The organism is Microbacterium sp. Bi98 (assembly GCF_918698045.1).
In the GTDB taxonomy this organism is placed as follows: Bacteria; Actinomycetota; Actinomycetes; order Actinomycetales; family Microbacteriaceae; genus Microbacterium.
Genome location: NZ_CAKKLK010000014.1, coordinates 12,783 through 35,630 on the forward strand (window position 1 = coordinate 12,783; position 22,848 = coordinate 35,630).

A 22,848-nucleotide genomic window follows, 5' to 3' on the forward strand; every position below is an offset into this window, starting at 1 on the left:
TGAAATGATCGGTCGAATCACGACCAGCACCATGACGCAGCAGTCGCTGCGCACACTGCAGACCAACCTCGCGGATCGCGCACGGCTGCAGGATCAGGCCGCGTCGCAGCGCGCCTTCCGCGCGCCGAGCGACGATCCGGCCGCCGCGGCCACGGCGCTCGGTGTGCACGGTGATCAGGCGCGCGTCGCTCAGTTCGCCCGCAACCTCAGCGACGGGATGGCGTGGGTGACCACGGTCGACACCGCTCTCGGCGCGAGCGCCGATCTGCTCAACCGCGCGCGTGATCTCACCGCACAGGGAGCGAACTCGGGCGCGCTGAGCCCGACCGCTCGCGAGTCGATCGCCCAGGAGCTCGAGTCGATCAGCGCAGAGCTGCTCGCCAAGGCGAACACGAGGGTGCTCGGCCGCAGCGTCTTCGCGGGAACGAGCGATGCGGGAGCCGCGTTCGATCCCACCACCTTCAGCTTCAACGGCGGCGCGGGCGACGGCGTGCATCGCCGCATCAGCGAGAACGAGACCGTGCGCGTGGACTTCGACGGCGCTCAGGCGTTCGGCGAAGGGGCCGACAGCGCCTTCGCCCTGCTGAACGACATCGCGGCGGAACTGCGCAGCGGTGCCGAGGTCGGCTCGCGTCTCGGCGACATCGATGCGCGGCTGAAGGACGTCACCGCGGCTCGCGGATCCACGGGCGCTCGTCAGGTGCAGATCGAGCGGGCGTCGGCGCAGAATCTCTCCTCGTCGATCGACCTCGAAGCGCGCCGTGCCGAGGTCGAGAACGTCGACAGTCTCGAGGTGCTCGTGCACCTGCAGTCGGCCGAGCTCGTGTTCCAATCCGCCCTGCAGGTGACGGCCCGCTCGCTGCAGACCAATCTGATGGAGTTCCTGCGATGAGCGCACCCACTGACCGAACGACGGCGACGGTCGACGTCGAGTTCGCTTCGCCGATGCCCGGACTCGCTCCGCACACGTCTTTCACCCTCGAGCAGATCGACGGAGCGGAGGGCCTGCACGCGCTGCGTGCGACGGATGCCGACGTGCGCCTGTTCCTCCTCGACCCGCGATCCGGGGACTACGGCTACGAGCCGAGCATCCCCGCAGACGTGCAGTCCGAGATCGGCGCAGCCGACGAGTCGGAGATCCGGGTGTTCGTCGTGGCGAACCCCTCGGCCGACGGCGTGTACATCAACCTGCGTGCGCCGATCCTGATCCACACCGGATCCGGCCGTGCCGCACAGGCGATCCTCGAGGATCAGCGCTACCCGATCCGCGCCCTGCTGGGTGCCTGAGCAGGACGCGACGTTCCACGGCTCTTTCGACAGGGTGGACTCCCGGCACGGGGAGAATTCCGAGATTCACCGCATATACCAAGGAAGAGCATCTATCCTCTAAGAGCACAGGCTGGGGTACTGGCGGGATCCCGGCGTCGTCGCAGGAGATCGGGACCTGGGGCACGTCATGGATGCGGTTGGTAGGGGTACAGCGCACGACGCTCGGTGACGAGCGACATTCCATGGGACGGAAGACGACATGAGCACATCAAGGACGCTCGAGACGAATCGGGTGAGCAAGCGGGAGTTCGTGCAGAGATTCGCACGACGCGGTGGCATCTCGGTTCAGGCCGCACAGACGGCGTACAACGCGATGATCGACGAGCTCCTCGACCTCGTAGGCCGCGGGAACACGGTCACACTCACCAACTTCGGCAAGTTCTATCCGCAGACGCACAAGGGGCACCGGGTGCAGTTCGCGAAGGACGACGGAGACGCCGAGGTCAACGACTACACCGTGCTGAAGTTCTCCGCGACGCGCGAGGTGAACCGCCGCGTCAAGGTGAACGATTAGTCATCGTTATCTGAACGTAAACGAGAATCCCCGGAGGTTTTGGCCTCCGGGGATATTTCTTGCCCGTCGCACCCCTAGTCTGTAGTCAGATGTAGTTCTGGCCACTGGGGAGAGGCCGCGCTGTGAGTCGCTGGGGAGGGCTTGCACTTACAGTGAAAGAGGCGAATCCGATGCCTATGCGTGCCCGCAACCAGCTCGTGGTCGATCACCTGCACATCGTCGGCGCGGCGACGGCCTATGTGGCGTCTCGACTCACGCATGTCTCCCGTGACGACCTCGCCTCTGCCGGTGCGTTCGCGCTGGTCCGCGCAGCCGAGAAGTTCGACGCGACCCTCGGCGTGCCCTTCGGCGCGTTCGCTCGAGGACGCGTCAACTGGGCGCTGAAAGACGAGCTGCGGTCGATGGACTGGGCGCCTCGAGATGTTCGGGTGCGAGCCAAGCAGACGACGAAGGTCCGACAGACACTCACGGCCGCCCTCGGTCGCACGCCCACTGTGGCGGAGATCGCGGCAGCCATGGGCGTCGACACGGCCGTCGCGCGCGAAGGGCTCGCCGACGCCGAGCGTCTGCTGACGAGTCTCGATGCGCCGGACGCGCCGGAGATCGTGTGGACCGGCTACCTGCCCGAGGAGCTCGCGATCGCCTCCGAGCGCGACGAGTTCCTGCGGCGCGCCGTCGACGCGCTGCCGGAGCGCAAGCGGGCGATCATCACGGCGATCTATTTCGAGGACCGCACGGTCAAGGATCTCGCGGAGCAGCTCGGCGTCTCCCACGCCGCCGTCTCGCAGCAGCGTGCGGAAGCCGTGCGCATGCTTCGAGATGCGCTGGATCGGCACTACGCCGACACCCCTCAGCGTGAGGCAGCACCGGCAGCGCGGTCCTCCGCGTCGGCGCTGGACGCGTACTTCGAGCGCCTCGCGGCCGGCGGTCAGCGGTTCACGCGCGCGATACTGTCGCACGCGGTCGGCGTCTGATCCGTCGCGCGCACGCGCGTGGCCGCAGGGCCGTCAGAGACCGAAGCCGTAGCTGGGCTGACCCACCAGGATGAGACTGACCGTCGTCGGGTAGACCTCGGGCTCTTCATCCTCATCGTCGAGCAGCTCGAGCTTGTGGATCGGCACGAAGATGCCGCCGTCCGGCTCGAAGATCAGATCCTTCGGCACAAACGAGGCGAAGATCGACCGTGTCGCGTGGCGCAGCTCGAACGTGCGACCGACGTCGCCGCGCTCGAAGAGGTTCATCTCGACCTCATCCGACCACACCTTGCCGTCGGGGAAGCGAGCCTCGATGCGATAGGTGCTCGGTTCGACCGCCTTGATGTTGAGATCCTCCACGACGTCCGCGAACAGTGCGTCCGGCTGCTCGAGTTCGAAGGCGATGGCGCGGAGGTGGTCGTAATTGAGGCGAGCGCGACGCGAGAACAGCGCGACGTTCTCGATCTCGTCCGGGTCCGCGTGGGGGGCCTGATCGATGAGGTACTGGCGCACCTCGTCGGGACCGGGGTACTCGAATCGCATGTGGTAGTGGAACCGGCCGGGGCGATTGACGATGTACGTGCTGACGTCGCTGATGTCGTTCACCGTGAGGCAGTAGATGCGCTTCACGGACGAGAGGCCGTCGAACAGGGACAGGAACTGGTTCTGTCGATTGCCTCCCTCTGCGCCCCCGCGGCGGCCAGCGGGGAAGATCTTCTCGAACTCGTCGAAGATGATCAGACACTCGTCGAGGGTGTCCAGGAACTCCACGATGCCGTCGTTGTCCTCTGAGACGATCACGACGGGCAGGCACTGCTCGAGGGCCTCCTCGGCGACCATGCGAAGGAACAGCGTCTTGCCGATCCCCTTGTCGCCGGAGAGCATCACGCCCAGGCTGCGGTCCGAGAGGGCGTAGGACCGGAAGATCTTGTCGACCTTCCTGTCTCGGCCGCCGTAGACGCGCTCGGTGCCGACGGTGAGGTCGTCGATCTTGATCAGGCTGAAGCCCTCTTTCGAGGTGAAGTGCACCCGATAGGTGCCGAGAGGGAACTCATGATGCGTGCGGACGGCGTCGTCGTAGACGCGGACGTGTCCGCCCGTCTCGATGTAGGTGCTGGTCAAGATCCTTCTCCTTCGCTCCCCGTGTTGATATATCGGTTGAGATCGGACTGTCGTAAGGCGTTCGGCGAGATAATTTCGCAGTACCCTGAGCGGACAGCGGGCGTGGGGACGCCCGGGTCAGGGGAACCGCTATGGGGACGAACGCAGGCGAGCAGCCGATCGCGGGGTCGATCGTCATCGTGGTCGAGGCCGCGCCGCAGGGGCTGCTGCAGTACACGCTGGATCCTGACGATCGTCAGCCCGAATGGCAGGTGATCCTCATCGCCCATGACGATGCCGTGATGGGCGCCGCGACGACACCGGAGCAGACGGCGGAGCTGCTGGTGCGCGGCAGCGTCGAGTGCATCAGGCAGAGCATCCCGAGCCTCGAGGTCGGCGGACTCACCATGCGGCCGGAGCTCGGGCCGAACGACAACGCCCAGATCGTCGCCGCCGGCGAGGCCACCTTCCTACAGTCCGAGTGGGATGCGGTCGTGAAGCAGGCGGGCGATCTCCCCGAGGGCTGAGCGCGAGCCTGCCACTCCCGGCGGCACCGTCAGGCCGGCGTCAGGAACGCGTCGACGATCAGCGCCCCGCGGATCTCGCGAAGCTCGTCGATGATGCGATCGATTCCCCGCGCGGTCACCGAAGGCATCTGCAGATCGTGGGGTCCCAGTGGTTCGAGCCGTCCGGTGCGAACCCGGATCACCTCCCAGCCGGCGGAGCGCAGGGCGCGATCCTTGCGGAGATCGGTCTGCTCGCGGGTGCCGACATGCTCGAGTCCGTGGCGCCCGACCGTGTCGTACTCGATCGCGACACGGAGCTCCGGCAGCAGGATGTCCGGCCACACCTCGGTATGGCGGAAGAACGGGCGAGAGACTTTGACCGCGTTGACACCGGTCGTGACGGAGATGCGGGCGGCGAGCATCGCGCGGAGTCTGGCCTCGGCGGCGGATGCCGGTGCCGGGGCGCAGACGCTGGAGAAGGCTTCGCCGGAGGGGAGATCGGGCGTCTTGCTGCAGAGGGTGAGCGGGCGTTTCGGCCGTCGGGGTATCGCGCGGGCTTCGCCCAGCACGACCGGCTGGGGCCTGGCGAGCGTCGAGCATTCCGGGCACCACGCCGACTGGCGGCGCACCCGCCCGGGGCGTTCGCGCTGCTCAGTGGGGGTGGCGGCGAAACGATGGCCCACTCGGCATTCCCAGCACAACAGCACATCGGCCGCCAACGGCACCTGCGAGAGTGCGATGCCGTGATTGAGTTCGGGGTGGTACTGGCGGATCAGTTCGGGGTAGGCGGCCCACTGCGAACGATAGGTGCCGATCTCGTAGGGCACCTCCCGTCCTCGCGAGAACTGGCGTCTCGCCCACCACGACTGCACGGGTTCGGTCACGTCGGGCAACCTACCGGGCACTCCGGACATCGCCAGGAGGGGCTGGACGTGACAGACTCGCGGAGAGCAATGAGTCCGATGAACGGACAGAGGGAGTCGTCATGCCGCAGCGGATCGTGATCAGTGGCGCATCGGGCCTGATCGGCACGGCGCTCGCCTCGTCGCTGCGGTCGGACGGTGTGGAGGTGACGACCCTCGTGCGTCGCCCTCCGCGTGATCTGTCTGAGGTGCAGTGGATGCCGGGGGAGCGCGAGCTCGACCCCGATGTGCTGGCGGGCGCTGTCGCCGTGGTCGCGCTGGGTGGTGCGAGCGTCGGGCGTCTGCCTTGGACGCGACGGTATCGCCGCGAACTCGTCGAGTCCCGACTGACGGGTACCCGCACGCTCGCGACGGCGGTGCGCACCCTGCGAGACGATGCTCCGGCGTTCGTGTCGGCATCCGCTGTCGGCTACTACGGCTCGGCGCCGGGCGAGGTGCTGACCGAGGCGTCGCTCGCGGGCGACACGTTCCTGGCGCAGCTGTGCGTCCGATGGGAGCAGGAGGCGCTGCGCGCGGGGGAGCAGACGACGGTCGCGCTGCTGCGCACCGCTCCGATCATCCATCGCAAGGGTGTGCTGAAGCCGCTCATCCAGCTCACTCGGTTCGGGGTCGCCGGTCCGATCGGGCCCGGCACCCAGATCTGGCCATGGATCTCTCTCGACGATGAGGTGCGCGGCATCCGACACGTGATCGACCAGCGCCTCGAGGGGCCCGTCAACTTCACCGGGCCGACGCGTGCCTCGGCGAACGACATCGGTCGCGCCCTCGCGAAGAGGATGCGCCGACCGTTCTGGATCCCGGCTCCTGCCTGGGCCCTCCGGCTCGCGCTGAGTCGGTCGGCCGCCGATTCGCTGCTGCTCTCCGATGCGGACGTCAGACCCGGCGCGCTCGAAGGCTCGGGCTTCGAGTTTCGGCACACGACAGCCCAGCAGGCCGTCGACGCCGCGCTGTGATCGGGCGACGACGACGGCCGTGCAGGCTCAGTGCCCGTGCGGGTCGCGCCGATTGAGTGTCTCGACCACCTGCGCATAGTCTCCCCGTGCTTCGCCGTAGCGCAGGAACTTCACGTTCTCGACCTGGATCTCGGTCGCATCCGGCTGGGTCTCGATCAGGTCGACGACCTCGCTGACGAACTCGTCGAGCGGCATCGCGAACTCGCTGGTCTCCTGCCCCGGCATGAGCGAGGTGCGGACGGAGGGCGGTTCGAGCTCGAGCACGCTCACACTCGTGTCGGCGAGCTGCAGACGCAGAGATTCGCTGAGCATGTGGATGGCCGCTTTCGTCGCGTTGTAGGTGGGCGTCACGCGGAGCGGCGCGAAGGCCAGACCGGACGACACCGTCATGATCGTCGCGTCCGGCATGGTGCGCAGGTGCTCGATGAAGGCCGCGATCAGCCGGATCGGACCCAGGAGGTTGGTGGTGACGGTGGCCTCGGCGTCGTCGAGGAACCCCTCGGGCGACGTCCAGTCCTCGACCCGCATGATCCCGGCCATCGGGATGACCACGTTGAGCGAGGGGTGGGCGGCCATGACCGTCTGCGCGGCCGCCCGGATGCTGTCGGCGTCCGTCGTGTCGATCCGGACGGTGTGGATGCCCGGGTTCGCCGCGGCGATCTCGTCGAGCAGCTCGGCGCGACGCCCGCCCACGATCACGGTGTTGCCCCGATCGCTGAGCCGCAGAGCGAGGGCGAGGCCGATACCGCTCGTGGCACCGGGGATGAAGATGGTGTTTCCGCTGATGTTCATACGTCCACTCTTCGTGCTCTCGCCCAGGCCCTCCAGAGATGGCGCATCCAGGGATCGGGCGTCCCTGGATGCGCGAGGCAGAGCACGAGATACTGCAGAGGTGGACAGAGAAGCACTGGCCGAGTTCCTCGTGCGTCGCAGGGAGCAGCTGAAGCCGTCCGACGTCGGCCTCGGTGCGGGGGCGCGTCGACGCACCCCCGGGCTTCGACGCGAGGAGGTCGCGCAGCTCGCCGCCATGTCGACCGACTACTACGCGCGGCTCGAGCAGCAGCGCGGGCCGCAGCCCAGCGTGCAGATCCTCGGCTCGCTCGCACGGGCGCTGCGTCTGACCCCCGACGAGCGTGACTACCTGCATCGGGTCTGCGGACACAGCGCACCGGACCGCACGATCTTCACCGACTACGTGCATCCGGGGATGCTCCGCGTGCTCGACCGGCTTCACGACACGCCCGCATTCGTCGTCTCCGCGCTCGACGAGGTGCTGATCCAGAATGACGCAGCACGCGCTCTGCTCGGCGACGCGAGCGGTCTGGAGGGGATCGAGCGCAGTGGGATCTACCGCTGGTTCGCGCACCCGGACGACGAGCGCCGGCGGTACCCGGAGGAGGATCATCCGCGTCACAGTCGTGTGCTCGTGGCCTCCCTCCGATCCGCCTATGGCGCCCTGGGCGAGCGGTCTCGCGCCGGCGAGATCGTCCGCGAGCTCGCGTCGCTCAGCCCGGAGTTCGCACAGCTGTGGGAGGTGCACGAGGTCAGGCGGCGCTTCGAAGACCACAAGGTCCTGATCCATCCCGAGATCGGTCCGATCGAAGTCGACTGCCAGGCGCTTTTCACCGAGGACGAATCCCAGGCGCTCATCGTCCTGACAGCGGCGCCGGGCAGCGACGCCGAGAGCAAGCTCGAGCTGCTCAGAGTGCTCGGGACGCAGCGCGTCTGAGAGCCGTGACGCGCCGTCGTCCGAGGGTCTACGACCGAGACGCCTCAGGACGCCTCAGGACTCCTCGTGCGATGCGGGATCCGCGTCGAACAGTCGCCCATCGGGGCGTCCGAGCGCCGTGATCGCCTCGACCTCCGCATCCGACAGCACGATCGCTCCGGCCGCGAGGTTCGACACCTGATGCTCGAGCGACGACGCCTTCGGGATCGCGACAGTCTCGCGTGCCACATGCCAGGCGAGCACGGTCTGCGCGGGGGAGATCCCATGGGCGGCAGCCACCTCGCCGATCACCCTCTCCTCGATGAGTTGCTTCGCCCGACCGAGAGGACTCCATGCTTCGGTGAGGATGCCGTGCTCCCGGTGGTAGGCGAGCTGATCGGTCTGCGGGAAGTACGGGTGCACCTCGATCTGGTTCACGACGGGCCTGACCCCGGTCTCCCGCTCGATGCGCTCGAGGTGCTCCGGCAGGAAGTTCGAGACGCCGATCTGCCTCACGACGCCGCGCTGCTGAGCGTCGACCAGCGCCTCCCAGGCCTGCACGTACTCGTCCTGCTGCGGGTTCGGCCAGTGGATCAGATGCAGATCGATCGCGTCGACCCCGAGCCGCGACCGGCTCTCCTCGATGCTCGTCCGCGCCTTCGCGCGCGGGTGATGGCGTCCGGGCAGCTTGGTCGTGACGATGAGCTCTGCGGCGTCCACGTCGGATGCGCGCACGCCGCGACCGACTGACCCCTCGTTCTCGTAGTTGAAGGCCGAGTCGATCAGGCGGTATCCGGCCCCGATCGCCGTGGTGACCGCATCCGCACCCGCGTCGCCGTCGAGCGCGTATGTTCCGAGTCCGAGAGCCGGAAGAGCGAAGCCGTTGTGTGCCGTGAAGTGAGGAAGAGCCGTCATGGCGCCAGCGTACGCTGGAGCGATGAGCGTGGTGCAGAGGATGGCGTCGGATGACGGTGTCCCCGATAATGCCGAGCGGTGTCCCTGTGGCTCCGGAGATCTCTTCGGCGGATGCTGCGGCCCGCTGCTCGGCGGCGCCGCTGCGCCGACGGCCGAACGCCTGATGCGCTCCCGGTTCACGGCGTTCGCGATCGGGGATGCCGCGTACCTCCTGGCGTCCTGGCATCCGTCGACCCGTCCGACCGACCTCGACCTCGACCTCGACGTGGTGTGGCGGCGGCTCGTGATCATCGATCGGGTCGACGGCGGACCCTTCGACCGAGAGGGCGTGGTCGAGTTCGAGGCGTTCTGGCGGCAGGATGCCGAGCGCGGTTCGCTGCGTGAACGGAGCCGCTTCGTGCGGGAGGAGCGCAGCTGGCTGTACCTCGACGGACAGGTCGGGTGATGGACGGGGCTGGGCAGCGACTAGATTTGAGAGCGTGAACGCCAGCCCAGAACACCAGCGCATCCTGCTCGACGTCGCCGACCTGGACCGGCGCATCGCGCAGGCTGAGCGCGCGCGCACCAAGCCGCCGCAGGCCGCTCGCATCGCCGAGCTCGTCGCCATCCGTCAGGAGCAGCTCCGAGAGCTGACGACTCTGACGGGTGTGCGCGATGACGTTCGCACCGAGCTCACGCGTCTCGAAGCCGATGTGAAGCTCGTCGAACAGCGTCGCGCCCGTGACGCCGATCGACTGGCCACGGCGACGAACTCGAAGGAGGCGCAGGCTCTCGAGCACGAGATCGCCAGTCTCGCCAAGCGCCAGAGCGATCTCGAGGATATCGAGCTCGACGTCATGGGGCGCGTAGAGGACGCAGACGCGGCGGTCGCCGCTCAGCAGGCACTGCTCGGGACGACCACCGCGGAGGGCACCGCGCTCACCGCTCAGGCCAAGGCCGACGTCGCCACTGCGACCGATCTGATCGCGCAGTTGACTCGCGACCGTGAGGCGGTCACGGCGACCCTTCCGGCGCCGCTCCTCGCCGAGTACACGCGTCGCGCTGCGAACAGTGCCGGTGCGGCGCTGCTCACCCGCGGAACGTGCGAGGGATGTCGGATCCTGCTCCCCGGCACCGACCTGAACGACATCCGCAATGCGGCAGACGACCTCGTGGTGTCCTGCCCCGAGTGCGGGTGCATCCTGGTGCGCACCGAGGAATCCGGGCTGTGATCTGCGCGCCGCGAGCGCGACGGCGGTGAGCTCGCGGCTCCAGACCGAACGTCGGATCGCCCTGGTCAAGGGCGTGACGGGTGCATACATCGCCGTGGAGCTCGACTCGGACGATGTCGAGGTCGCGCGGACCGAGCTCTCTCCGACCGAGATGCCGGTGTGGGTGGCCGAGCAGGAACGCGTCGATCCGCCCCGGTGGGTGATCCGCAGCGCCCGGGAGATCTACCCCGTGCTGCTCGCCTCGGGTGTTCTTCTCGGCCGATCGCATGATCTGGTGCTCTGCCACGCGATCCTCCGCGACACCGACACCGTCGCTCGTCCGCTCGCACCGTCCGCATCGTGGGTGCGACGCGAACCCGTCGACGACGCACCGGCATTGTTCGAGGTCGCCGAGCACAGCGATTCGCACGACCCCGTGGCGGATGCGCTCGATCAGTACCGCGAGCAGCGCCGAGTCCTGCGCGACAGCAAGGACGGGCGGCTGACCCTGCTCACGTCGGCCGAGTCGGCGGGTGGCCTCATCGCCGAGGAGATGCGCGCTGCCGGCCTGCCGTGGAACGAGTCCGTGCACGACGGCATCCTCACCGAGATCCTGGGCACTCGACCGATCGCGGGCGGCCTTCCCAGCCGCATGGTGGTTCAAGGAGAGAGGGTGCGCTCGATCCTCAGCGACCCCACGCTCAACCTCGAGAGCCAGCCGAAGCTGCTGCGCGCTCTGCACCGCGTCGGCGTGCAGGTCGAGTCGACGAGCCGGTGGGAACTCGCCCAGCACAGCCACGCCGTGGTCGAACCGCTCCTGGCCTACAAGAAGCTGTCGCGGCTGCTGAGCGCCAACGGGTGGGCCTGGCTCGCCGATTGGGTGCACGACGGCCGGTTCCGACCGATCTACATCACGGGCGGCGTCGTGACGGGACGATGGGCATCGGCGGGTGGCGGCGCCCTCCAGCTGCCGCGCAATCTGCGCGCCGCCGTGCGCGCTGACGACGGATGGACGCTCGTCGTCGCGGATGTCGCCCAGCTCGAGCCGCGGATGCTGGCCGGCATGGCCGGTGACCGCGCGATGGCCCGGGCGGCCCAGGGCAAGGACCTCTATGAGGGAGTCGTCGAGTCCGGCGCGGTCGCCACGCGAGAGGAGGCCAAGTACGCCGTCCTCGGGGCGATGTACGGCGCGACCACCGGTGACAGCGGCAGGTTGGTCCCTCGACTGCGCAAGGTGTATCCGCGCGCGATGGCCCTCGTCGACCGCGCCGCGCGCTTCGGAGAGGACGGGGGAGTCGTCTCGACGTGGTTGGGACGATCGTCTCCTCGCCCGTCGACGGAGTGGGAGGCGATGCAGGCTGCGGCTACCGGCGCGGATGCCGACCCTGCGGAGGTCGCCCTCGCCCGGCGTCGGGCCCGGGACTGGGGCCGCTTCACCCGCAACTTCGTGGTGCAGGGGACCGCGGCCGAGTGGTCGTTGATCTGGCTGGCGGAGATCAGGCATCGCCTGCAACTGCTGCCCGTCGCGGAGCGCGAAGCGCCGGCATCCGGGATCTTCGGTTCCCGCGCACACCTGGCCTTCTTCCTGCACGACGAGGTGATCCTGCATGTCCCGCAGGAGCAGGCGGATGCTGCGGCCGACGCGGTGCGCGAGGCCGCGGCCGTGGCCACCCGCCGCCTCTTCGGCAACTTCCCGATCGACGTGCCGCTCGATCTCCGCATCGCGGAGTCGGCGGAGAAGTAGCGCAGCCTGGTCGTAGACTGGAGCTGTGAATGGGTCGACTGGACGGCCGCGTGGCGGGCAACCGCACCGAGGAACGTCCGGGCTCCTCAGGGCAGGACGGTGGGTAACGCCCACCCGGAGCAATCCGCGAGAAAGTGCCACAGAGAGCAGACCGCCCCGCAAGGGGTAAGGGTGAAAGGGTGGTGTAAGAGACCACCGGGGGCCATGGTGACATGGCCCGCCAGGTAAACCTCGTCCGGAGCAAGGTCAGACAGAGGATGTTGACGCGGCTCGCCGAGTCCTCGGGTAGACCGCTAGAGTGCCACGGCAACGTGGCGCCGAGAGAGATGGCCGTCGAAGGGGCGAAGAACCCCGGAACAGAACCCGGCGTACAGGTCGGCCCATTCGCACCCACCTCCTGAGCAGGGCCGCGCTGGCTTCCTGGCCGGATGCTCGATAGCGTTCGGGCATGTCGAACCGTTCTGCCGCCACGACGCTCCTCGCGGCTCTGTCACTCGCAGCGCTCAGCGGGTGCACCGCCACGATGCCTGAGGTCGCAGCGACCACGGCAGCCGTTCAGCCCGCGGCTGTGCCGACGCCGAGCGACACGCCCGCGCCGACACCGACCCCACCCGCAGAGGCGAGTCGCTGCACGGTGCTGTCGATGATCTCGATCCCGGGATACAGCGAGGGAGACGAGGAACCCACCTTCTACGCGACATGGAACGGTGTCGCACCGGTGGACAACGGCGAGACCGACTTCGCTCGCGGCACGGTCACGCATACGGCAGACGGGCTCATCTCGACTTACACGGTCGCGGCGGGGGATGCGCCATCCGCCGTGAGGGAGCGGCTGTGCACGGACGTCTATGCGGCGATGACCTACAGCCGTCTGGGTTCGATGCTGTACCCCGGTGATGTGCTGACGCTGGGACCGGGAGCCATGGAGCCGCTCGTGACGGAGCCGTTCGTGAGGGAGCCGCAGCGTCAGTGAGAGCGGGGGAGCGTGGCGATCGCAGTTGCATTGCCGAGCAAGTCTTTTGCTTAGCTAGTTATCTTGATATGTTGTGCGCGTGACCGCGACTTCTGGGTCACCTGCCAGCAGGTCCCCAGCATGCTGGCGAGCGCCCCGCGAATTCCCCAGGTTCCCCGGGGCGCTCTTTTCTCTCGCTCACGGCATCGGCGTGGTCGTCACGCCAGACGGTCCTGCCCCGGCTGATCCTTTCGGGGCATGGAATCTTCGAGCTTCCTGCGCGCGAGGTTACGTCGCACCAGCGGCCAGAACAGCACGAGCGCGCCGGTGGCGACGAGGCTCGTCCAGACCTGGGTGCGACCCCCTTCGCTGAACATCATCACGACGATCACCGCGGCGATGCACGCGATCAGGAGCACGTTCAGCCAGGGGTGCAGCCACATCCTGAGTTTCAGGTTCGCCACCTCTTCCGGCGTCATCTTCTGGCGGAGTCGCCACTGTGTGACGGCGATGAAGACGTACACGAACAGTGCGACCAGGCCCGCGGAGTTCATGATGAAGTCGAAGATGCCCGATCCCGGGGTGAAGAAGTTCACGAGCGTTGCGATCAGGCCGCCGCTGGTCGAGGCGAGCAGCGCCATCACCGGGACGCCGCTCTTCGACCGCTTCGCCACGATCTTCGGCGCGAAGCCCTGCTCGGCGAGGGCCGCGAACATGCGCGACGCCGAGTACAGGCCCGAGTTGAGCACCGAGATCACCGCCGTGAAGATCACGAGCTGCATGATGATGCTCGCGCCCGGGATGCCGAACTGCTCGAGGGCGTAGGTGAAGGGCGCGTTGGCGACGTCGGTCGGCACAGGCAGTTCGTTCCAGGGCACCACGGTGACGATGATGAGCACCGAGCCGACGAAGAACAGCAGGATGCGCCAGATGATCGTGCTCGTCGCCTGACGGATGCCCTTGGCGGGATCCTCCGATTCGGCGGAGGCCATGACGGCGATCTCGGTGCCGAAGTACGAGAAGATCACCAGGGCCACACCGGTGAACGCAACGCCGAAGCCGTTCGGGGCGAATCCGCCGTGTTCCCAGAGGTTGGAGATCGACACCTCCGAGTTCGGCCACAGGCCGAAGGCGAACAGCAGACCCGCGCCGAGGAAGACGACGATCGCGAGCACCTTGACGCTGGCGAGCCAGAACTCCACCTCGCCGAACGCGCGCACCGAGATGATGTTCGTGCCGACGAAGATGCCGATGAGGATCAGCGACCAGGCCCATGACGGCACGGCGGGGAACCAGCTCGCCATCGTCTCGCCGCCCAGCACCGCCTCATACGCGAGGACTCCGACCCAGAAGTACCAGTACAGCCATCCCACGAGGTAGGCGGCCCAGTTGCCGAGGCCCACTCGCGCATATTCCATGAACGAGCCGATCGCCGGGCGCGACGCCGCCATCTCGCCCAGCATGCGCATGGCGAGGAAGACGAGCAGGCCGCCGATGAGGTACGACAGCACGGCGGCCGGACCCACGGCGCGGATGACATTCCCGGATCCGACGAACAGGCTCGCTCCGATGATGCCGCCGAGGGTGATCATGGTGACGTGACGCGACCGCAGCTTCTTCGCCTGTGGTCTGTCGACGGGCACCATCCCGGCTGTCGTCTCCGGCGATACCGGCCGGTCCCATGATGATTCGGATGGTTCGTTCATCTCGACGCTGCCTTTCGTTGCCGTCCGGCCTCACCGTCGAGGCTCAGACGGGCGGGGTGCCATAGTGTCACGTCGTCGGGCCGCCGCGCGGGTGATCCGGTGAGACGCGCCGCAATCCCGGACGCGACGAAGGCCCCGCCGGATCGGCGGGGCCTTCGTCGTCTCTGTGGTCGGGGAATCAGTCGCCGGCGAGCGAAGCCGCGCCGATGATGCCGGAGTTGTTGCGGTGGATCGCCGGGACGATCGGTGTCTTGAGGTCGAGAAGCGGGAGGAAGTCACCGGCGTTCTTCGACACTCCGCCGCCGACCACGAACAGGTCGGGGCTGAAGAGGAACTCGATGTGCGAGTAGAACTTCTGCAGACGTTCCGCCCACTCCGCCCAGCTGAGTCCCTCGCGCTCGCGCGCCGAGGTGGCTGCATACGTCTCGACCGACTCGTACTCGCCGAAGTTCAGGTGGCCGAGCTCGGTGTTCGGCAGCAGGACTCCGTCGTACAGGAATGCCGAGCCGATGCCCGTGCCGAGGGTCGTGAGCAGCGTGAAGCCGCGCACATCCCGCGCCGCGCCGTGGCGGGCCTCCGCGACGCCGGCGGCATCCGCATCGTTGACGAAGACGATGTTGCGCCCGAGCCCGTCGCGGAAGAACCGCTCGGCGTCGAAGTCGATCCATTCCTTCGAGACGTTGGCGGCCGAGAGCGTCTTGCCGCGCTTGACGATCGCCGGGAACGCCACGCCGAGGGGAAGAGTCGTGTCCTTGACGTCGAGCGTCTTCAGAACCGTCTGCACGGCCTGCAGGACGTCCTGCGGTGATGCGCCCTCAGGAGTGGGTACGCGTACCCTGTCCGAGGCCATGGTGCCGTGCTCGAGGTCGACCAGACCTGCCTTGATACCCGTGCCGCCGATGTCGACGCCGATCGCTTTTGCCATGCTGGTTAGCTTAGCGACCACGCTCAGCGCCAGTAGGATCGATGACACCACGTGAAGAAGGGGATCGGCCATGTCGAACGGCGATGAGAAGTACTGGTACAACCTGGAGACCGGCCAGGTGGAATTCGGCATGATCTCCGCATCGGCCGACCGCGTCGGCCCCTTCGACACCGAGGCTGAGGCGTCTCGGGCTCCGGAGAAGCTCAAGGAGCGTTCGCGCGCCTGGGCTGAGGAGGAAGCAGCCGAGAGCGGCTGGGACGCCGGTATCGGCAAGGCCGAGTGACCGTGGACAAGCAGAGGGATTTCGTCCTCCGGACGATCGAAGAGCGCGGCGTCAAGTTCGTCCGCCTGTGGTTCACCGATGTCATCGGCACGCTCAAGTCCGTCGCCATCGCGCCGGCCGAGGTCGAGGGCGCGTTCGCCGAGGGCATCGGATTCGACGGTTCGGCCATCGAGGGCCTGACCCGCAGCTACGAGTCCGACCTGCTCGCCCAGCCCGACCCCACCACCTTCCAGACCCTGCCGTGGCGCGGCGAGATCGACCCGACCGCGCGCATGTTCTGCGACATCACGACGCCGGACGGCCGTCCTGCCGTCTCCGACCCCCGCCATGTGCTCAAGCGCACGCTCGCCAAGGCGGCGGATGCCGGATTCACGTTCTACACGCACCCCGAGATCGAGTTCTACCTCCTCAAGTCGTCGTCGTTCGGCCCTGAGGGTCCGGTTCCGGTCGACTCCGCCGGCTACTTCGACAACGTTCCCGGCGGCACGGCGCACGACTTCCGCCGCCGTTCCGTGCGGATGCTCGAGGATCTCGGCATCTCCGTCGAGTTCAGCCACCACGAGGGCGGCCCGGGTCAGAACGAGATCGACCTGCGCTACGCGGACGCGCTGACGATGGCCGACAACGTCATGACCTTCCGCACCGTCATCAAAGAGGTCGCGATCGAGCAGGGCGTCTACGCCACCTTCATGCCGAAGCCGCTGAGCGGTCACCCCGGAAGCGGCATGCACACGCACATGTCGCTCTTCGAGGGCGAGCGCAACGCGTTCTATGAAGAGGGCGCCAAGTACCAGCTCTCCAAGACCGGACGACACTTCATCGCCGGCCTGCTGCGTCACGCCAACGAGATGGCGGCGGTGACCAACCAGTTCGTGAACTCCTACAAGCGGCTCTGGGGCGGCGACGAGGCTCCGAGCTTCGTCACCTGGGGCCACAACAACCGCTCCGCTCTGGTGCGCGTGCCGATGTACAAGCCCAACAAGGGCGGTTCGTCGCGTGTCGAGTACCGCGCGCTCGACTCGGCAGCCAACCCGTATCTCGCGTACGCCCTCATGCTCGCGGCCGGCCTCAAGGGCATCGAGGAGGAGTACGAGCTGCCTCCCGAGGCCGAGGACAACGTGTGGTCGCTCAGCGACGCAGAGCGCCGCGCGCTCGGCTATTCTGCGCTTCCGGCGAGCCTCGACCACGCGCTCGAGTACATGGAGAGCTCCGAGCTCGTCGCCGAGACCCTCGGCGAATCGGTCTTCAACTACGTGCTGCTCAACAAGCGCAAGGAGTGGGAGGCCTACCGCGGCCAGGTCACTCCGCTGGAGCTGAAGAACAACCTCGAGCTGCTCTGAGCGTCGCCGATGGCCCGTTCGGACGACTCCGTCTCTCTCTCCGCGCTGGCCAGGCTGGGGTTCGCCGAGCTCAGTGAGGCGGCGGCGAATCTCACCGAGCTCGCGACCCTGATCGGAGTCGAGCGCTCACTTCTGCTCAGCGAGGCGGACGCGGCCGACCCCGATGCGGCGGTCGAGGGGATGCTGCGCGTGGCACGGCGCGATGCGGCACCCATCGCCGCCCTGTTCACCGACCAGCGGGCGCGCCGACGTGCGTGGCGGGTGTTCGGGGCGTCGCAGGGCTTCGCCGACTTCTTCCTGCGGCATCCGACCGAGATCTCGGTGCTCGGCGACACGTCCACCGAACTGCCCTCTGCGCACGAGCTGCGCGATCGGATGCTCGAGGCCGTCGGAGCGCGCGACGGATTCGCCGAGTCGGGCGATGACAGCGCGGTGGTCACGCTGCGTGTGGCGTATCGCCGCAACCTCGCTCTGATCGCCGCGATCGACCTGACGGCGCACAACCCTGTGCGCATCGTCGCGGATGTCGCCGCCGCGCTGGCCGATATCGCGGGCGCGGCGCTGGAGGCGTCTCTGGCGATCGCGCGTCGGCGGCTGGTCGACACGATGAGTCGCGAGCAGGTCGCGGCCACGCAGCTGGCAATCATCGGGATGGGCAAGGCGGGTGCACGCGAGCTGAACTACGTCAGCGATGTCGATGTGATCTTCGTCGGCGGAACCGCAGACGAGGACGCCGTCCCGGAGTCGCGCGCGATCGACATCGCGACCCGTCTCGCGAGGGAGACGATGCGAGGACTGAGCGGCATCGAGGTCGAGCCCCCGCTGTGGGAGGTCGACGCCGCGCTCCGTCCCGAAGGCAAGCAGGGCGCGCTCGTCCGGTCGCTCGGCTCGCACCTGGCCTACTACGACCGCTGGGCGAAGAGCTGGGAGTTCCAGGCGCTACTGAAGGCGCGACCCCTCGCGGGCGATGCGGAGCTCGGCGCCGAGTACATCGCCGCCGTGCAGCCGAAGGTCTTCTCCAGTGCCGCGCGTGAGAACTTCGTCGACAGCGTGCAGCGCATGCGCGAGCGGGTCATGGAGCACATCGACCCCGAGGATGCCCCGTACCAGCTCAAACTCGGCTCGGGCGGCCTGCGTGACATCGAGTTCACCGTGCAGCTGCTGCAGCTCGTGCACGGCCTCACAGACCCCCGTCTGCGCACGCGGGGCACACTCGAGAGCCTCGACGCCCTGGTGGAGGGCGGCTACATCGGCCGGGCCGAGGCTGCGTCTTTCGCCGATGACTACTGCGTGCTGCGGTTGATGGAGCACAGGTTGCAGCTCCGCGAGCTCAGCCGCACCCACCTGATGCCCCGCACACCGGCGGGCCTCCGGGTGCTCGCGCGCAGCACCGGCCTGGGCGAGTCCGGTGAAGCGATCTGGGCGCGCTGGGAGAGCGTGCGGCGGGAGGTGCGCGACATCCACACCCGCCTGTTCTACCGGCCTCTCCTGAGCGCTGTGGCGGCGCTGCCGGAAGAGGAGCGCACGCTGTCCACGGCACAGGCGCACGACCGGCTCATGGCGATCGGCTTCCGGGATCCGGCCGGCGCCCTGCGCCACATCGGTGCACTCACCACCGGATTGAGCCGCAAGGCGACCATCCAGCGGCATCTCATGCCCGTGATGGTGCGCTGGTTCGCCGACGGCAGCGACCCCGACTATGCGTTGATCGCGTTCCGTCGCATCAGCGAACGCCTCGGCGACACTCCCTGGTTCCTCCGGATGCTGCGTGATTCCTCGGGCGCTGCCGAGAGCCTGACGCGCCTCCTCTCGTCGTCGCGCTACGTCGGCGAGCTCATGGAGTGGATACCCGAGTCCGTCGCCTGGCTCGACAGCAGCGAGCTGCTGCGGCCCCGCAGCGGGGCCGCTCTCGACGAGGAGGCCAGGGCCATCCAGACGCGGCACAGGAACGTCGGCGACGCGCTGCAGGCGGTGCGAGCGCTGCGGCGGCGCGAGCTGCTGCGAACGGCGATGGGCGGCGTCCTCGACGTGCTCTCGATCGAGCAGATCGCGACGTCCCTGACCGAGATCACCGACGCGACGATCCAGGCGGCGCTGCGCGCGGTCCGCCGCGAGATCGTCCCGCTCGACGATGAGGCGCTCGACTTCGCGGTGATCGGCATGGGGCGGTTCGGGGGAGCGGAGCTGGGCTTCGGCTCCGATGCCGACATCCTCTACGTGTACGACGCGAACGGCGTCGATCCGCAACGCGCGCAGACGCTCGCCACGCGCATCGTCGCCGGCCTCCGAGAGCACCTCACCGACCACCGTGTGCCGTTGGACCTCGATGCCGATCTCCGTCCGGAGGGACGCAACGGACCCGTCGTCCGATCGATCGACGCGTATGCGGAGTACTACCGGCGCTGGTCGCTCTCCTGGGAGGCTCAGGCACTCCTGCGGGCGAGAGGCGTGGCGGGCAGCGCGACTCTCATCGAGAAGTTCACCGCCCTCGCCGACAGCATCCGCTACCCCGCCGAGATCGACCTGCAGGGAACCCGCGAGATCAAGCGCATCAAGGCGCGAGTCGAGGGAGAGCGGCTGCCTCAGGGAGTCGATCCTCGTCGACACCTGAAGCTCGGTCCGGGCACGCTGAGCGACGTCGAGTGGCTGGTGCAGCTGCTCCAGCTGCAGCACGCCCATGACGCACCGGCCCTGCGCACCACGTCGACGCTCACGGCGCTCCAGGCGGCCGTCGACGCAGGCTACGTTCCCGCCGAATCCGCCGATCTCCTCCGGGCCGCGTGGCTGCTGTCGAGCCGTCTGCGATCCGCGATCACCCTCTACACGGGCAAGACGAGCGACGTGCTCCCGACGGATCCGCGCGACCTCGACGCCATCGGTCGGCTGCTCGGGTACCCCGACCGTTCGGCGAGCATTCTCGACGACGACTACCTCGGCGTGACCCGGCGTGCGCGCCGGGCATTCGAGCAGCTCTTCTACGGCTAGCCTGGCTCCATGACGATCTCGAAGCTCGGTGTGATCTGGAACCCCTCGAAGGTCGATGGGGACTCGCTGCGCGCAGCCGTCGCCGAGACCTTCGTCTCCGACGGTGTCGGCACTCCTGTCGAGTGGTGGGAGACCAGCATCGAGGACCCGGGGCGGGGAATGGCCGCCGAAGCTGTGGCCGCAGGCTGCGACGTGGTGATCGCCGTCGGCGGCGACGGCACCGTCCGGGCGGTCGCTGAATCGTTGGCGGGCACGGACGCCGCGCTGGGCATCGTGCCGCAGGGCACGGGCAACCTGCTCGCGCGGAACCTCGAGATCCCCCTGAACGACATCCCCGCCGCGTTGGTTCGGGTGCGCGACGGCGAGCCGCAGCGGATCGACATGGGCTGGGTCGACCACGACGGCACCGAGCACGCGTTCGTGGTGATGGTCGGTTTCGGCATCGACGCGCAGATGCTGGTCGAGACCGACGAGGATCTGAAGAACCGAGCCGGATGGATCGCCTACGTCGAGGCGATGGGACGTGCTCTCGCCGGCACCGAGATGACCGACATCACCCTGACGCTCGACGATCAGGAGCCGCAGGGGCTTCGCGGTCACACCATGCTGATCGGCAACTGCGGCATGCTGCAGGGCGGCATCCGTCTCCTGCCGGATGCGGTGCTCGACGACGGACTGCTCGACATGCTGCTCGTGAGCGCCGAAGGGCCCCTCCAGTGGCTCGACACCGTCCGTGCCTTCGTCTGGGAGAACGGCATCCGTCGCATGATGGGCAATGTCGACACCGCTGTGAGCACCGACTCGACGACGCACATCTCCGCGGAGCGGGTGCGCGTGCAGCTCGCGTCACCGCAGATGTTCGAGATCGATGGCGAAGAGGTCGGACACATCTCCGACTTCACCGTGCGGGTCCAGCCCGCCGCCCTCACCGTTCGCTGAGGGTTCCCGGTGGGACGACCTTGCTGTCCTGCGTCGGGAAGACGACCTTCTGCACGATGATGATGATGCTCGCGGCGACGGGGATGGCGACGAGTGCGCCGAGGATCCCGCCGAGTGCGCCACCGGCGACGGCCGCGATCACCACGAGCGCTCCGGGAACGGCGACCGCCTTGTTCATGATTCGCGGGGACAGGACGTATGCCTCGATCTGCATGTAGACGAGGTAATAGCCGAACGCGATGAGAGCGGTCACCGGGCTCACGATGAGGCAGATCAGCGCATTGATGATCGAGGCGCTCAACGTTCCGACGAGCGGGATCATCGAGCCGATGAAGGCGATCAGCGCGAGAAGCGCCGGCACGGGGGCTCCGATGATGCTCAGCACGATCAGGCTCAGGATGCCGTTGATGAGCGCCAGGCTGGCCTGCCCCATCACGTAGCGCCCGACGGCGCCGGAGACGTCTTCGAGGAGCCCTCCGAAGGTGTCGCGCTGGTAGGACGGGACGAAGCGCACCGCGACGCGCTTCATGCTGCGCAGCGAGGCCATGAAGTACAGGGTCAGGATGAGCACGATGGTGACGCCGGTGAAGCCGCCGGCGATGCCGGCGCCGACCGCGAAGACTCCGCCGCTGATGTTGAGGATGTTGCCCGGATCCTGGACGAAGCTCAGCACGCCCTGCGCCGCGTCGTCGAAGGTGGAACCGAACTGCTCGCTCACGTCCTTGAACCAGGCGCTGGCCATGAAGTCCTCGACCATCTTCGGGCCGTCCTGGATCAGGTTGGTCACCTGCTCGATGAGAAGAGGCACGATGGCCAGGATGATGCCGGCGAAGACCAGGATCACGACGGACACGACGATGGCGACGGCGGCCGGGCGAGGGAGCTTGCGTTCGATGAACGAGACGATCGGGTCGAGCCCGAGTGCGAGGAAGATCGCCACCCCGATGTAGACCAGCACCGTGGCGAGCTGGTTGACGATTCCGCCGAGCATCAGCGCGACGAGCACACCCAGAGCACCGAGGAGGCCGAACATGAACGGGTTGATCCGGGCGATCGCCGCCGCCGCTGTCTTCGGCTGCGCGGGAGGAGTCTCGGTGGTGTGGACCCTCTTCGGCTGCAGCCTGTCGTACTTGCGGCGCATGATGGCCCCCCACTTGTGTTCATTCGGACCCCTCAGTTGACCAGTAGGGGCGGGTGAAAGCAAGCGCGACACGGTCGTGCGGGTGCCGGATCCCCCATGCGGGGGATGCGGTGACCGCGAGGCGTTCGTACGGTGGATGACATGACGGATGCAGAGAAGGATTCGCAGAAGAAGCCGCAGAACGGTCTTGCAGTCGGCCTCGGCCTGGGCATCGCCGTCGGGGCGGGGCTCGGACTCACCGTGTTCGACAACCTCGCTCTCGGAATGGGCCTCGGTCTCTCGATCGGCGTCGCGATCGGCGTCGCGGTGGATTCGCGCGCCGGCGAGTGAGAACTTCCGCGACCGCGGGGACGTCGCGGGCTCGCGTAGTCTTCAGAACATGGCGAAGCGGGGTGGACGGGGTGCACGGTGGCGGTACCGCCGCGAGTGGCTGCTGACTGCGGTGTCGGCGCTGCTCTTCGCCTACATGGTCGGGCTCGTGCTGGTCACGCTGACCTGGAGCGTCGCCTATTCCCTCCCGCAGTGGATCCTCATCGGAGTCATGGTGACCGGGTCGGCCGTGCTGCTCGCATGGCAGGTGCGCAAGGTCCGCGGGCTTCGACGCAGCCGCGACCGGTGAGCTCGGCGCCGCCGTCCGTCGCCCAGGGCTACACCGTAGCGGGCGCGTAGGCCCATCCCGGCCCGGCTCGAACGGGCAGCCTCCCTCTCCGAAAAACTGGA

At 67.9% G+C, this 22,848-nt stretch carries 24 protein-coding genes and 1 other RNA gene; 18 read left to right on the forward strand and 7 right to left on the reverse strand.

All coding sequences use genetic code 11. The annotated features are described in order from the left end of the window. The first annotated feature begins 4 nt into the window (after positions 1-4). From flgL to LQZ85_RS15980, 4 genes are all read left to right on the forward strand, one after another. Complete coding sequence (gene flgL, locus LQZ85_RS15965; RefSeq protein ID WP_082586599.1) at positions 5-892, forward strand: flagellar hook-associated protein FlgL; 888 nt, start codon at positions 5-7, stop codon at positions 890-892. After that, positions 889-1,287 carry a flagellar assembly protein FliW gene (locus LQZ85_RS15970; protein ID WP_056278824.1) on the forward strand — a complete coding sequence of 133 codons (399 nt, stop codon included), beginning with the start codon at positions 889-891 and terminating at the stop codon, positions 1,285-1,287. Before flgL ends, LQZ85_RS15970 begins: the two co-directional genes overlap by 4 nt. A gap of 241 nt (positions 1,288-1,528) precedes the next feature. Continuing rightward, complete coding sequence (locus LQZ85_RS15975) at positions 1,529-1,843, forward strand: HU family DNA-binding protein (protein ID WP_053096320.1); 315 nt, start codon at positions 1,529-1,531, stop codon at positions 1,841-1,843. 170 nt (positions 1,844-2,013) lie between these two features. Further along, a complete protein-coding gene (locus tag LQZ85_RS15980) occupies positions 2,014-2,817 on the forward strand; it encodes a sigma-70 family RNA polymerase sigma factor (protein ID WP_053096318.1) in 804 nt (267 codons plus the stop codon). A gap of 33 nt (positions 2,818-2,850) precedes the next feature. Here LQZ85_RS15980 and LQZ85_RS15985 read toward each other — a convergent pair whose 3' ends face one another. Beyond that, the gene (locus LQZ85_RS15985) at positions 2,851-3,939 is read right to left on the reverse strand and encodes an AAA family ATPase (protein ID WP_053096315.1); all 1,089 of its coding nucleotides are present in this window, start codon (positions 3,937-3,939) and stop codon (positions 2,851-2,853) included. A 131-nt stretch (positions 3,940-4,070) separates the two neighbouring features. Between LQZ85_RS15985 and LQZ85_RS15990 the strand changes: the two genes are divergently transcribed. Beyond that, positions 4,071-4,445, forward strand: coding sequence for a hypothetical protein (locus LQZ85_RS15990; RefSeq protein WP_056278823.1), 375 nt, complete (start codon positions 4,071-4,073; stop codon positions 4,443-4,445). A gap of 29 nt (positions 4,446-4,474) precedes the next feature. Here LQZ85_RS15990 and LQZ85_RS15995 read toward each other — a convergent pair whose 3' ends face one another. Further along, complete coding sequence (locus tag LQZ85_RS15995; protein ID WP_082586598.1) at positions 4,475-5,308, reverse strand: zinc-ribbon domain-containing protein; 834 nt, start codon at positions 5,306-5,308, stop codon at positions 4,475-4,477. Between the two features lie 101 nt (positions 5,309-5,409). On the opposite strand from LQZ85_RS15995, the gene LQZ85_RS16000 reads away from it, so the two are divergent. Next, entirely contained in the window at positions 5,410-6,300 is an 891-nt protein-coding gene (locus LQZ85_RS16000) for a TIGR01777 family oxidoreductase (protein ID WP_230101204.1), read from the forward strand. Between the two features lie 27 nt (positions 6,301-6,327). Here LQZ85_RS16000 and LQZ85_RS16005 read toward each other — a convergent pair whose 3' ends face one another. After that, complete coding sequence (locus LQZ85_RS16005; protein WP_056278820.1) at positions 6,328-7,092, reverse strand: SDR family oxidoreductase; 765 nt, start codon at positions 7,090-7,092, stop codon at positions 6,328-6,330. Positions 7,093-7,192: 100 nt separating this feature from the next. On the opposite strand from LQZ85_RS16005, the gene LQZ85_RS16010 reads away from it, so the two are divergent. Then, positions 7,193-8,029: a helix-turn-helix transcriptional regulator gene (locus LQZ85_RS16010; protein ID WP_053096305.1), complete on the forward strand. Its 837-nt coding sequence runs from the start codon at positions 7,193-7,195 to the stop codon at positions 8,027-8,029. A gap of 54 nt (positions 8,030-8,083) precedes the next feature. Here LQZ85_RS16010 and LQZ85_RS16015 read toward each other — a convergent pair whose 3' ends face one another. Continuing rightward, positions 8,084-8,923, reverse strand: a complete 840-nt coding sequence (locus LQZ85_RS16015; protein WP_053096303.1) for an aldo/keto reductase — start codon at positions 8,921-8,923, stop codon at positions 8,084-8,086. Positions 8,924-8,945: 22 nt separating this feature from the next. Between LQZ85_RS16015 and LQZ85_RS16020 the strand changes: the two genes are divergently transcribed. The 5 genes from LQZ85_RS16020 (at position 8,946) to LQZ85_RS16040 (ending at position 12,830) form a co-directional block, all read left to right on the forward strand. Then, positions 8,946-9,368 carry a YchJ family metal-binding protein gene (locus LQZ85_RS16020; RefSeq protein WP_053096300.1) on the forward strand — a complete coding sequence of 141 codons (423 nt, stop codon included), beginning with the start codon at positions 8,946-8,948 and terminating at the stop codon, positions 9,366-9,368. A gap of 34 nt (positions 9,369-9,402) precedes the next feature. Continuing rightward, on the forward strand, positions 9,403-10,134 hold the full coding sequence (locus LQZ85_RS16025; RefSeq protein WP_053096298.1) for a C4-type zinc ribbon domain-containing protein: 732 nt from the start codon (positions 9,403-9,405) through the stop codon (positions 10,132-10,134). Positions 10,135-10,159: 25 nt separating this feature from the next. Next, complete coding sequence (locus LQZ85_RS16030; RefSeq protein ID WP_230101205.1) at positions 10,160-11,857, forward strand: bifunctional 3'-5' exonuclease/DNA polymerase; 1,698 nt, start codon at positions 10,160-10,162, stop codon at positions 11,855-11,857. Positions 11,858-11,887: 30 nt separating this feature from the next. Further along, an RNA gene (gene rnpB, locus LQZ85_RS16035) (RNase P RNA component class A) lies at positions 11,888-12,244 on the forward strand. 61 nt (positions 12,245-12,305) lie between these two features. Beyond that, positions 12,306-12,830 (forward strand): hypothetical protein, encoded by a 525-nt coding sequence (locus LQZ85_RS16040; protein WP_056278819.1) that lies wholly within the window; start codon positions 12,306-12,308, stop codon positions 12,828-12,830. 197 nt (positions 12,831-13,027) lie between these two features. On the opposite strand, the gene LQZ85_RS16045 is transcribed toward LQZ85_RS16040, so the two are convergent. Together LQZ85_RS16045 and ppgK are read right to left on the reverse strand one after the other, a co-directional pair. Next, complete coding sequence (locus LQZ85_RS16045; protein WP_056278818.1) at positions 13,028-14,515, reverse strand: amino acid permease; 1,488 nt, start codon at positions 14,513-14,515, stop codon at positions 13,028-13,030. A gap of 178 nt (positions 14,516-14,693) precedes the next feature. Then, entirely contained in the window at positions 14,694-15,440 is a 747-nt protein-coding gene (gene ppgK, locus LQZ85_RS16050; protein ID WP_053096292.1) for a polyphosphate--glucose phosphotransferase, read from the reverse strand. A gap of 70 nt (positions 15,441-15,510) precedes the next feature. On the opposite strand from ppgK, the gene LQZ85_RS16055 reads away from it, so the two are divergent. The 4 genes from LQZ85_RS16055 to LQZ85_RS16070 are packed head-to-tail and all read left to right on the forward strand — an operon-like array spanning position 15,511 to position 20,987. Then, complete coding sequence (locus tag LQZ85_RS16055; protein WP_053096290.1) at positions 15,511-15,723, forward strand: hypothetical protein; 213 nt, start codon at positions 15,511-15,513, stop codon at positions 15,721-15,723. Positions 15,724-15,725: 2 nt separating this feature from the next. Beyond that, positions 15,726-17,063, forward strand: coding sequence for a type I glutamate--ammonia ligase (gene glnA / locus LQZ85_RS16060; protein WP_042541155.1), 1,338 nt, complete (start codon positions 15,726-15,728; stop codon positions 17,061-17,063). Positions 17,064-17,072: 9 nt separating this feature from the next. Then, positions 17,073-20,048 (forward strand): bifunctional [glutamine synthetase] adenylyltransferase/[glutamine synthetase]-adenylyl-L-tyrosine phosphorylase, encoded by a 2,976-nt coding sequence (locus LQZ85_RS16065; RefSeq protein ID WP_056278817.1) that lies wholly within the window; start codon positions 17,073-17,075, stop codon positions 20,046-20,048. A 9-nt stretch (positions 20,049-20,057) separates the two neighbouring features. Then, positions 20,058-20,987 carry a diacylglycerol kinase family protein gene (locus LQZ85_RS16070; RefSeq protein ID WP_053096286.1) on the forward strand — a complete coding sequence of 310 codons (930 nt, stop codon included), beginning with the start codon at positions 20,058-20,060 and terminating at the stop codon, positions 20,985-20,987. On the opposite strand, the gene LQZ85_RS16075 is transcribed toward LQZ85_RS16070, so the two are convergent. Next, on the reverse strand, positions 20,974-22,128 hold the full coding sequence (locus LQZ85_RS16075) for an AI-2E family transporter (protein WP_082586596.1): 1,155 nt from the start codon (positions 22,126-22,128) through the stop codon (positions 20,974-20,976). The genes LQZ85_RS16070 and LQZ85_RS16075 overlap by 14 nt on opposite strands. Positions 22,129-22,269: 141 nt before the next feature. Here LQZ85_RS16075 and LQZ85_RS16080 point away from each other — a divergent pair, with 141 nt between their 5' ends. Then, positions 22,270-22,458 carry a hypothetical protein gene (locus LQZ85_RS16080; RefSeq protein ID WP_053096284.1) on the forward strand — a complete coding sequence of 63 codons (189 nt, stop codon included), beginning with the start codon at positions 22,270-22,272 and terminating at the stop codon, positions 22,456-22,458. A gap of 49 nt (positions 22,459-22,507) precedes the next feature. Continuing rightward, complete coding sequence (locus LQZ85_RS16085) at positions 22,508-22,747, forward strand: hypothetical protein (protein WP_053096281.1); 240 nt, start codon at positions 22,508-22,510, stop codon at positions 22,745-22,747. Positions 22,748-22,848 lie beyond the last annotated feature (101 nt).

What these genes read in the sequence shown, in the direction of transcription:
- flgL (WP_082586599.1), top strand. Translation starts at nt 5, where the DNA reads ATGATCGGTCGAATCACGACCAGCACCATGACGCAGCAGTCGCTGCGC.
- LQZ85_RS15970 (WP_056278824.1), top strand. Translation starts at nt 889, where the DNA reads ATGAGCGCACCCACTGACCGAACGACGGCGACGGTCGACGTCGAGTTC.
- LQZ85_RS15975 (WP_053096320.1), top strand. Translation starts at nt 1,529, where the DNA reads ATGAGCACATCAAGGACGCTCGAGACGAATCGGGTGAGCAAGCGGGAG.
- LQZ85_RS15980 (WP_053096318.1), top strand. Translation starts at nt 2,014, where the DNA reads ATGCCTATGCGTGCCCGCAACCAGCTCGTGGTCGATCACCTGCACATC.
- LQZ85_RS15990 (WP_056278823.1), top strand. Translation starts at nt 4,071, where the DNA reads ATGGGGACGAACGCAGGCGAGCAGCCGATCGCGGGGTCGATCGTCATC.
- LQZ85_RS16000 (WP_230101204.1), top strand. Translation starts at nt 5,410, where the DNA reads ATGCCGCAGCGGATCGTGATCAGTGGCGCATCGGGCCTGATCGGCACG.
- LQZ85_RS16005 (WP_056278820.1), bottom strand. Translation starts at nt 7,092, where the DNA reads ATGAACATCAGCGGAAACACCATCTTCATCCCCGGTGCCACGAGCGGT.
- LQZ85_RS16015 (WP_053096303.1), bottom strand. Translation starts at nt 8,923, where the DNA reads ATGACGGCTCTTCCTCACTTCACGGCACACAACGGCTTCGCTCTTCCG.
- LQZ85_RS16020 (WP_053096300.1), top strand. Translation starts at nt 8,946, where the DNA reads ATGAGCGTGGTGCAGAGGATGGCGTCGGATGACGGTGTCCCCGATAAT.
- LQZ85_RS16040 (WP_056278819.1), top strand. Translation starts at nt 12,306, where the DNA reads ATGTCGAACCGTTCTGCCGCCACGACGCTCCTCGCGGCTCTGTCACTC.
- LQZ85_RS16045 (WP_056278818.1), bottom strand. Translation starts at nt 14,515, where the DNA reads ATGAACGAACCATCCGAATCATCATGGGACCGGCCGGTATCGCCGGAG.
- ppgK (WP_053096292.1), bottom strand. Translation starts at nt 15,440, where the DNA reads ATGGCAAAAGCGATCGGCGTCGACATCGGCGGCACGGGTATCAAGGCA.
- LQZ85_RS16055 (WP_053096290.1), top strand. Translation starts at nt 15,511, where the DNA reads ATGTCGAACGGCGATGAGAAGTACTGGTACAACCTGGAGACCGGCCAG.
- LQZ85_RS16065 (WP_056278817.1), top strand. Translation starts at nt 17,073, where the DNA reads ATGGCCCGTTCGGACGACTCCGTCTCTCTCTCCGCGCTGGCCAGGCTG.
- LQZ85_RS16070 (WP_053096286.1), top strand. Translation starts at nt 20,058, where the DNA reads ATGACGATCTCGAAGCTCGGTGTGATCTGGAACCCCTCGAAGGTCGAT.
- LQZ85_RS16075 (WP_082586596.1), bottom strand. Translation starts at nt 22,128, where the DNA reads ATGCGCCGCAAGTACGACAGGCTGCAGCCGAAGAGGGTCCACACCACC.
- LQZ85_RS16080 (WP_053096284.1), top strand. Translation starts at nt 22,270, where the DNA reads ATGACGGATGCAGAGAAGGATTCGCAGAAGAAGCCGCAGAACGGTCTT.
- LQZ85_RS16085 (WP_053096281.1), top strand. Translation starts at nt 22,508, where the DNA reads ATGGCGAAGCGGGGTGGACGGGGTGCACGGTGGCGGTACCGCCGCGAG.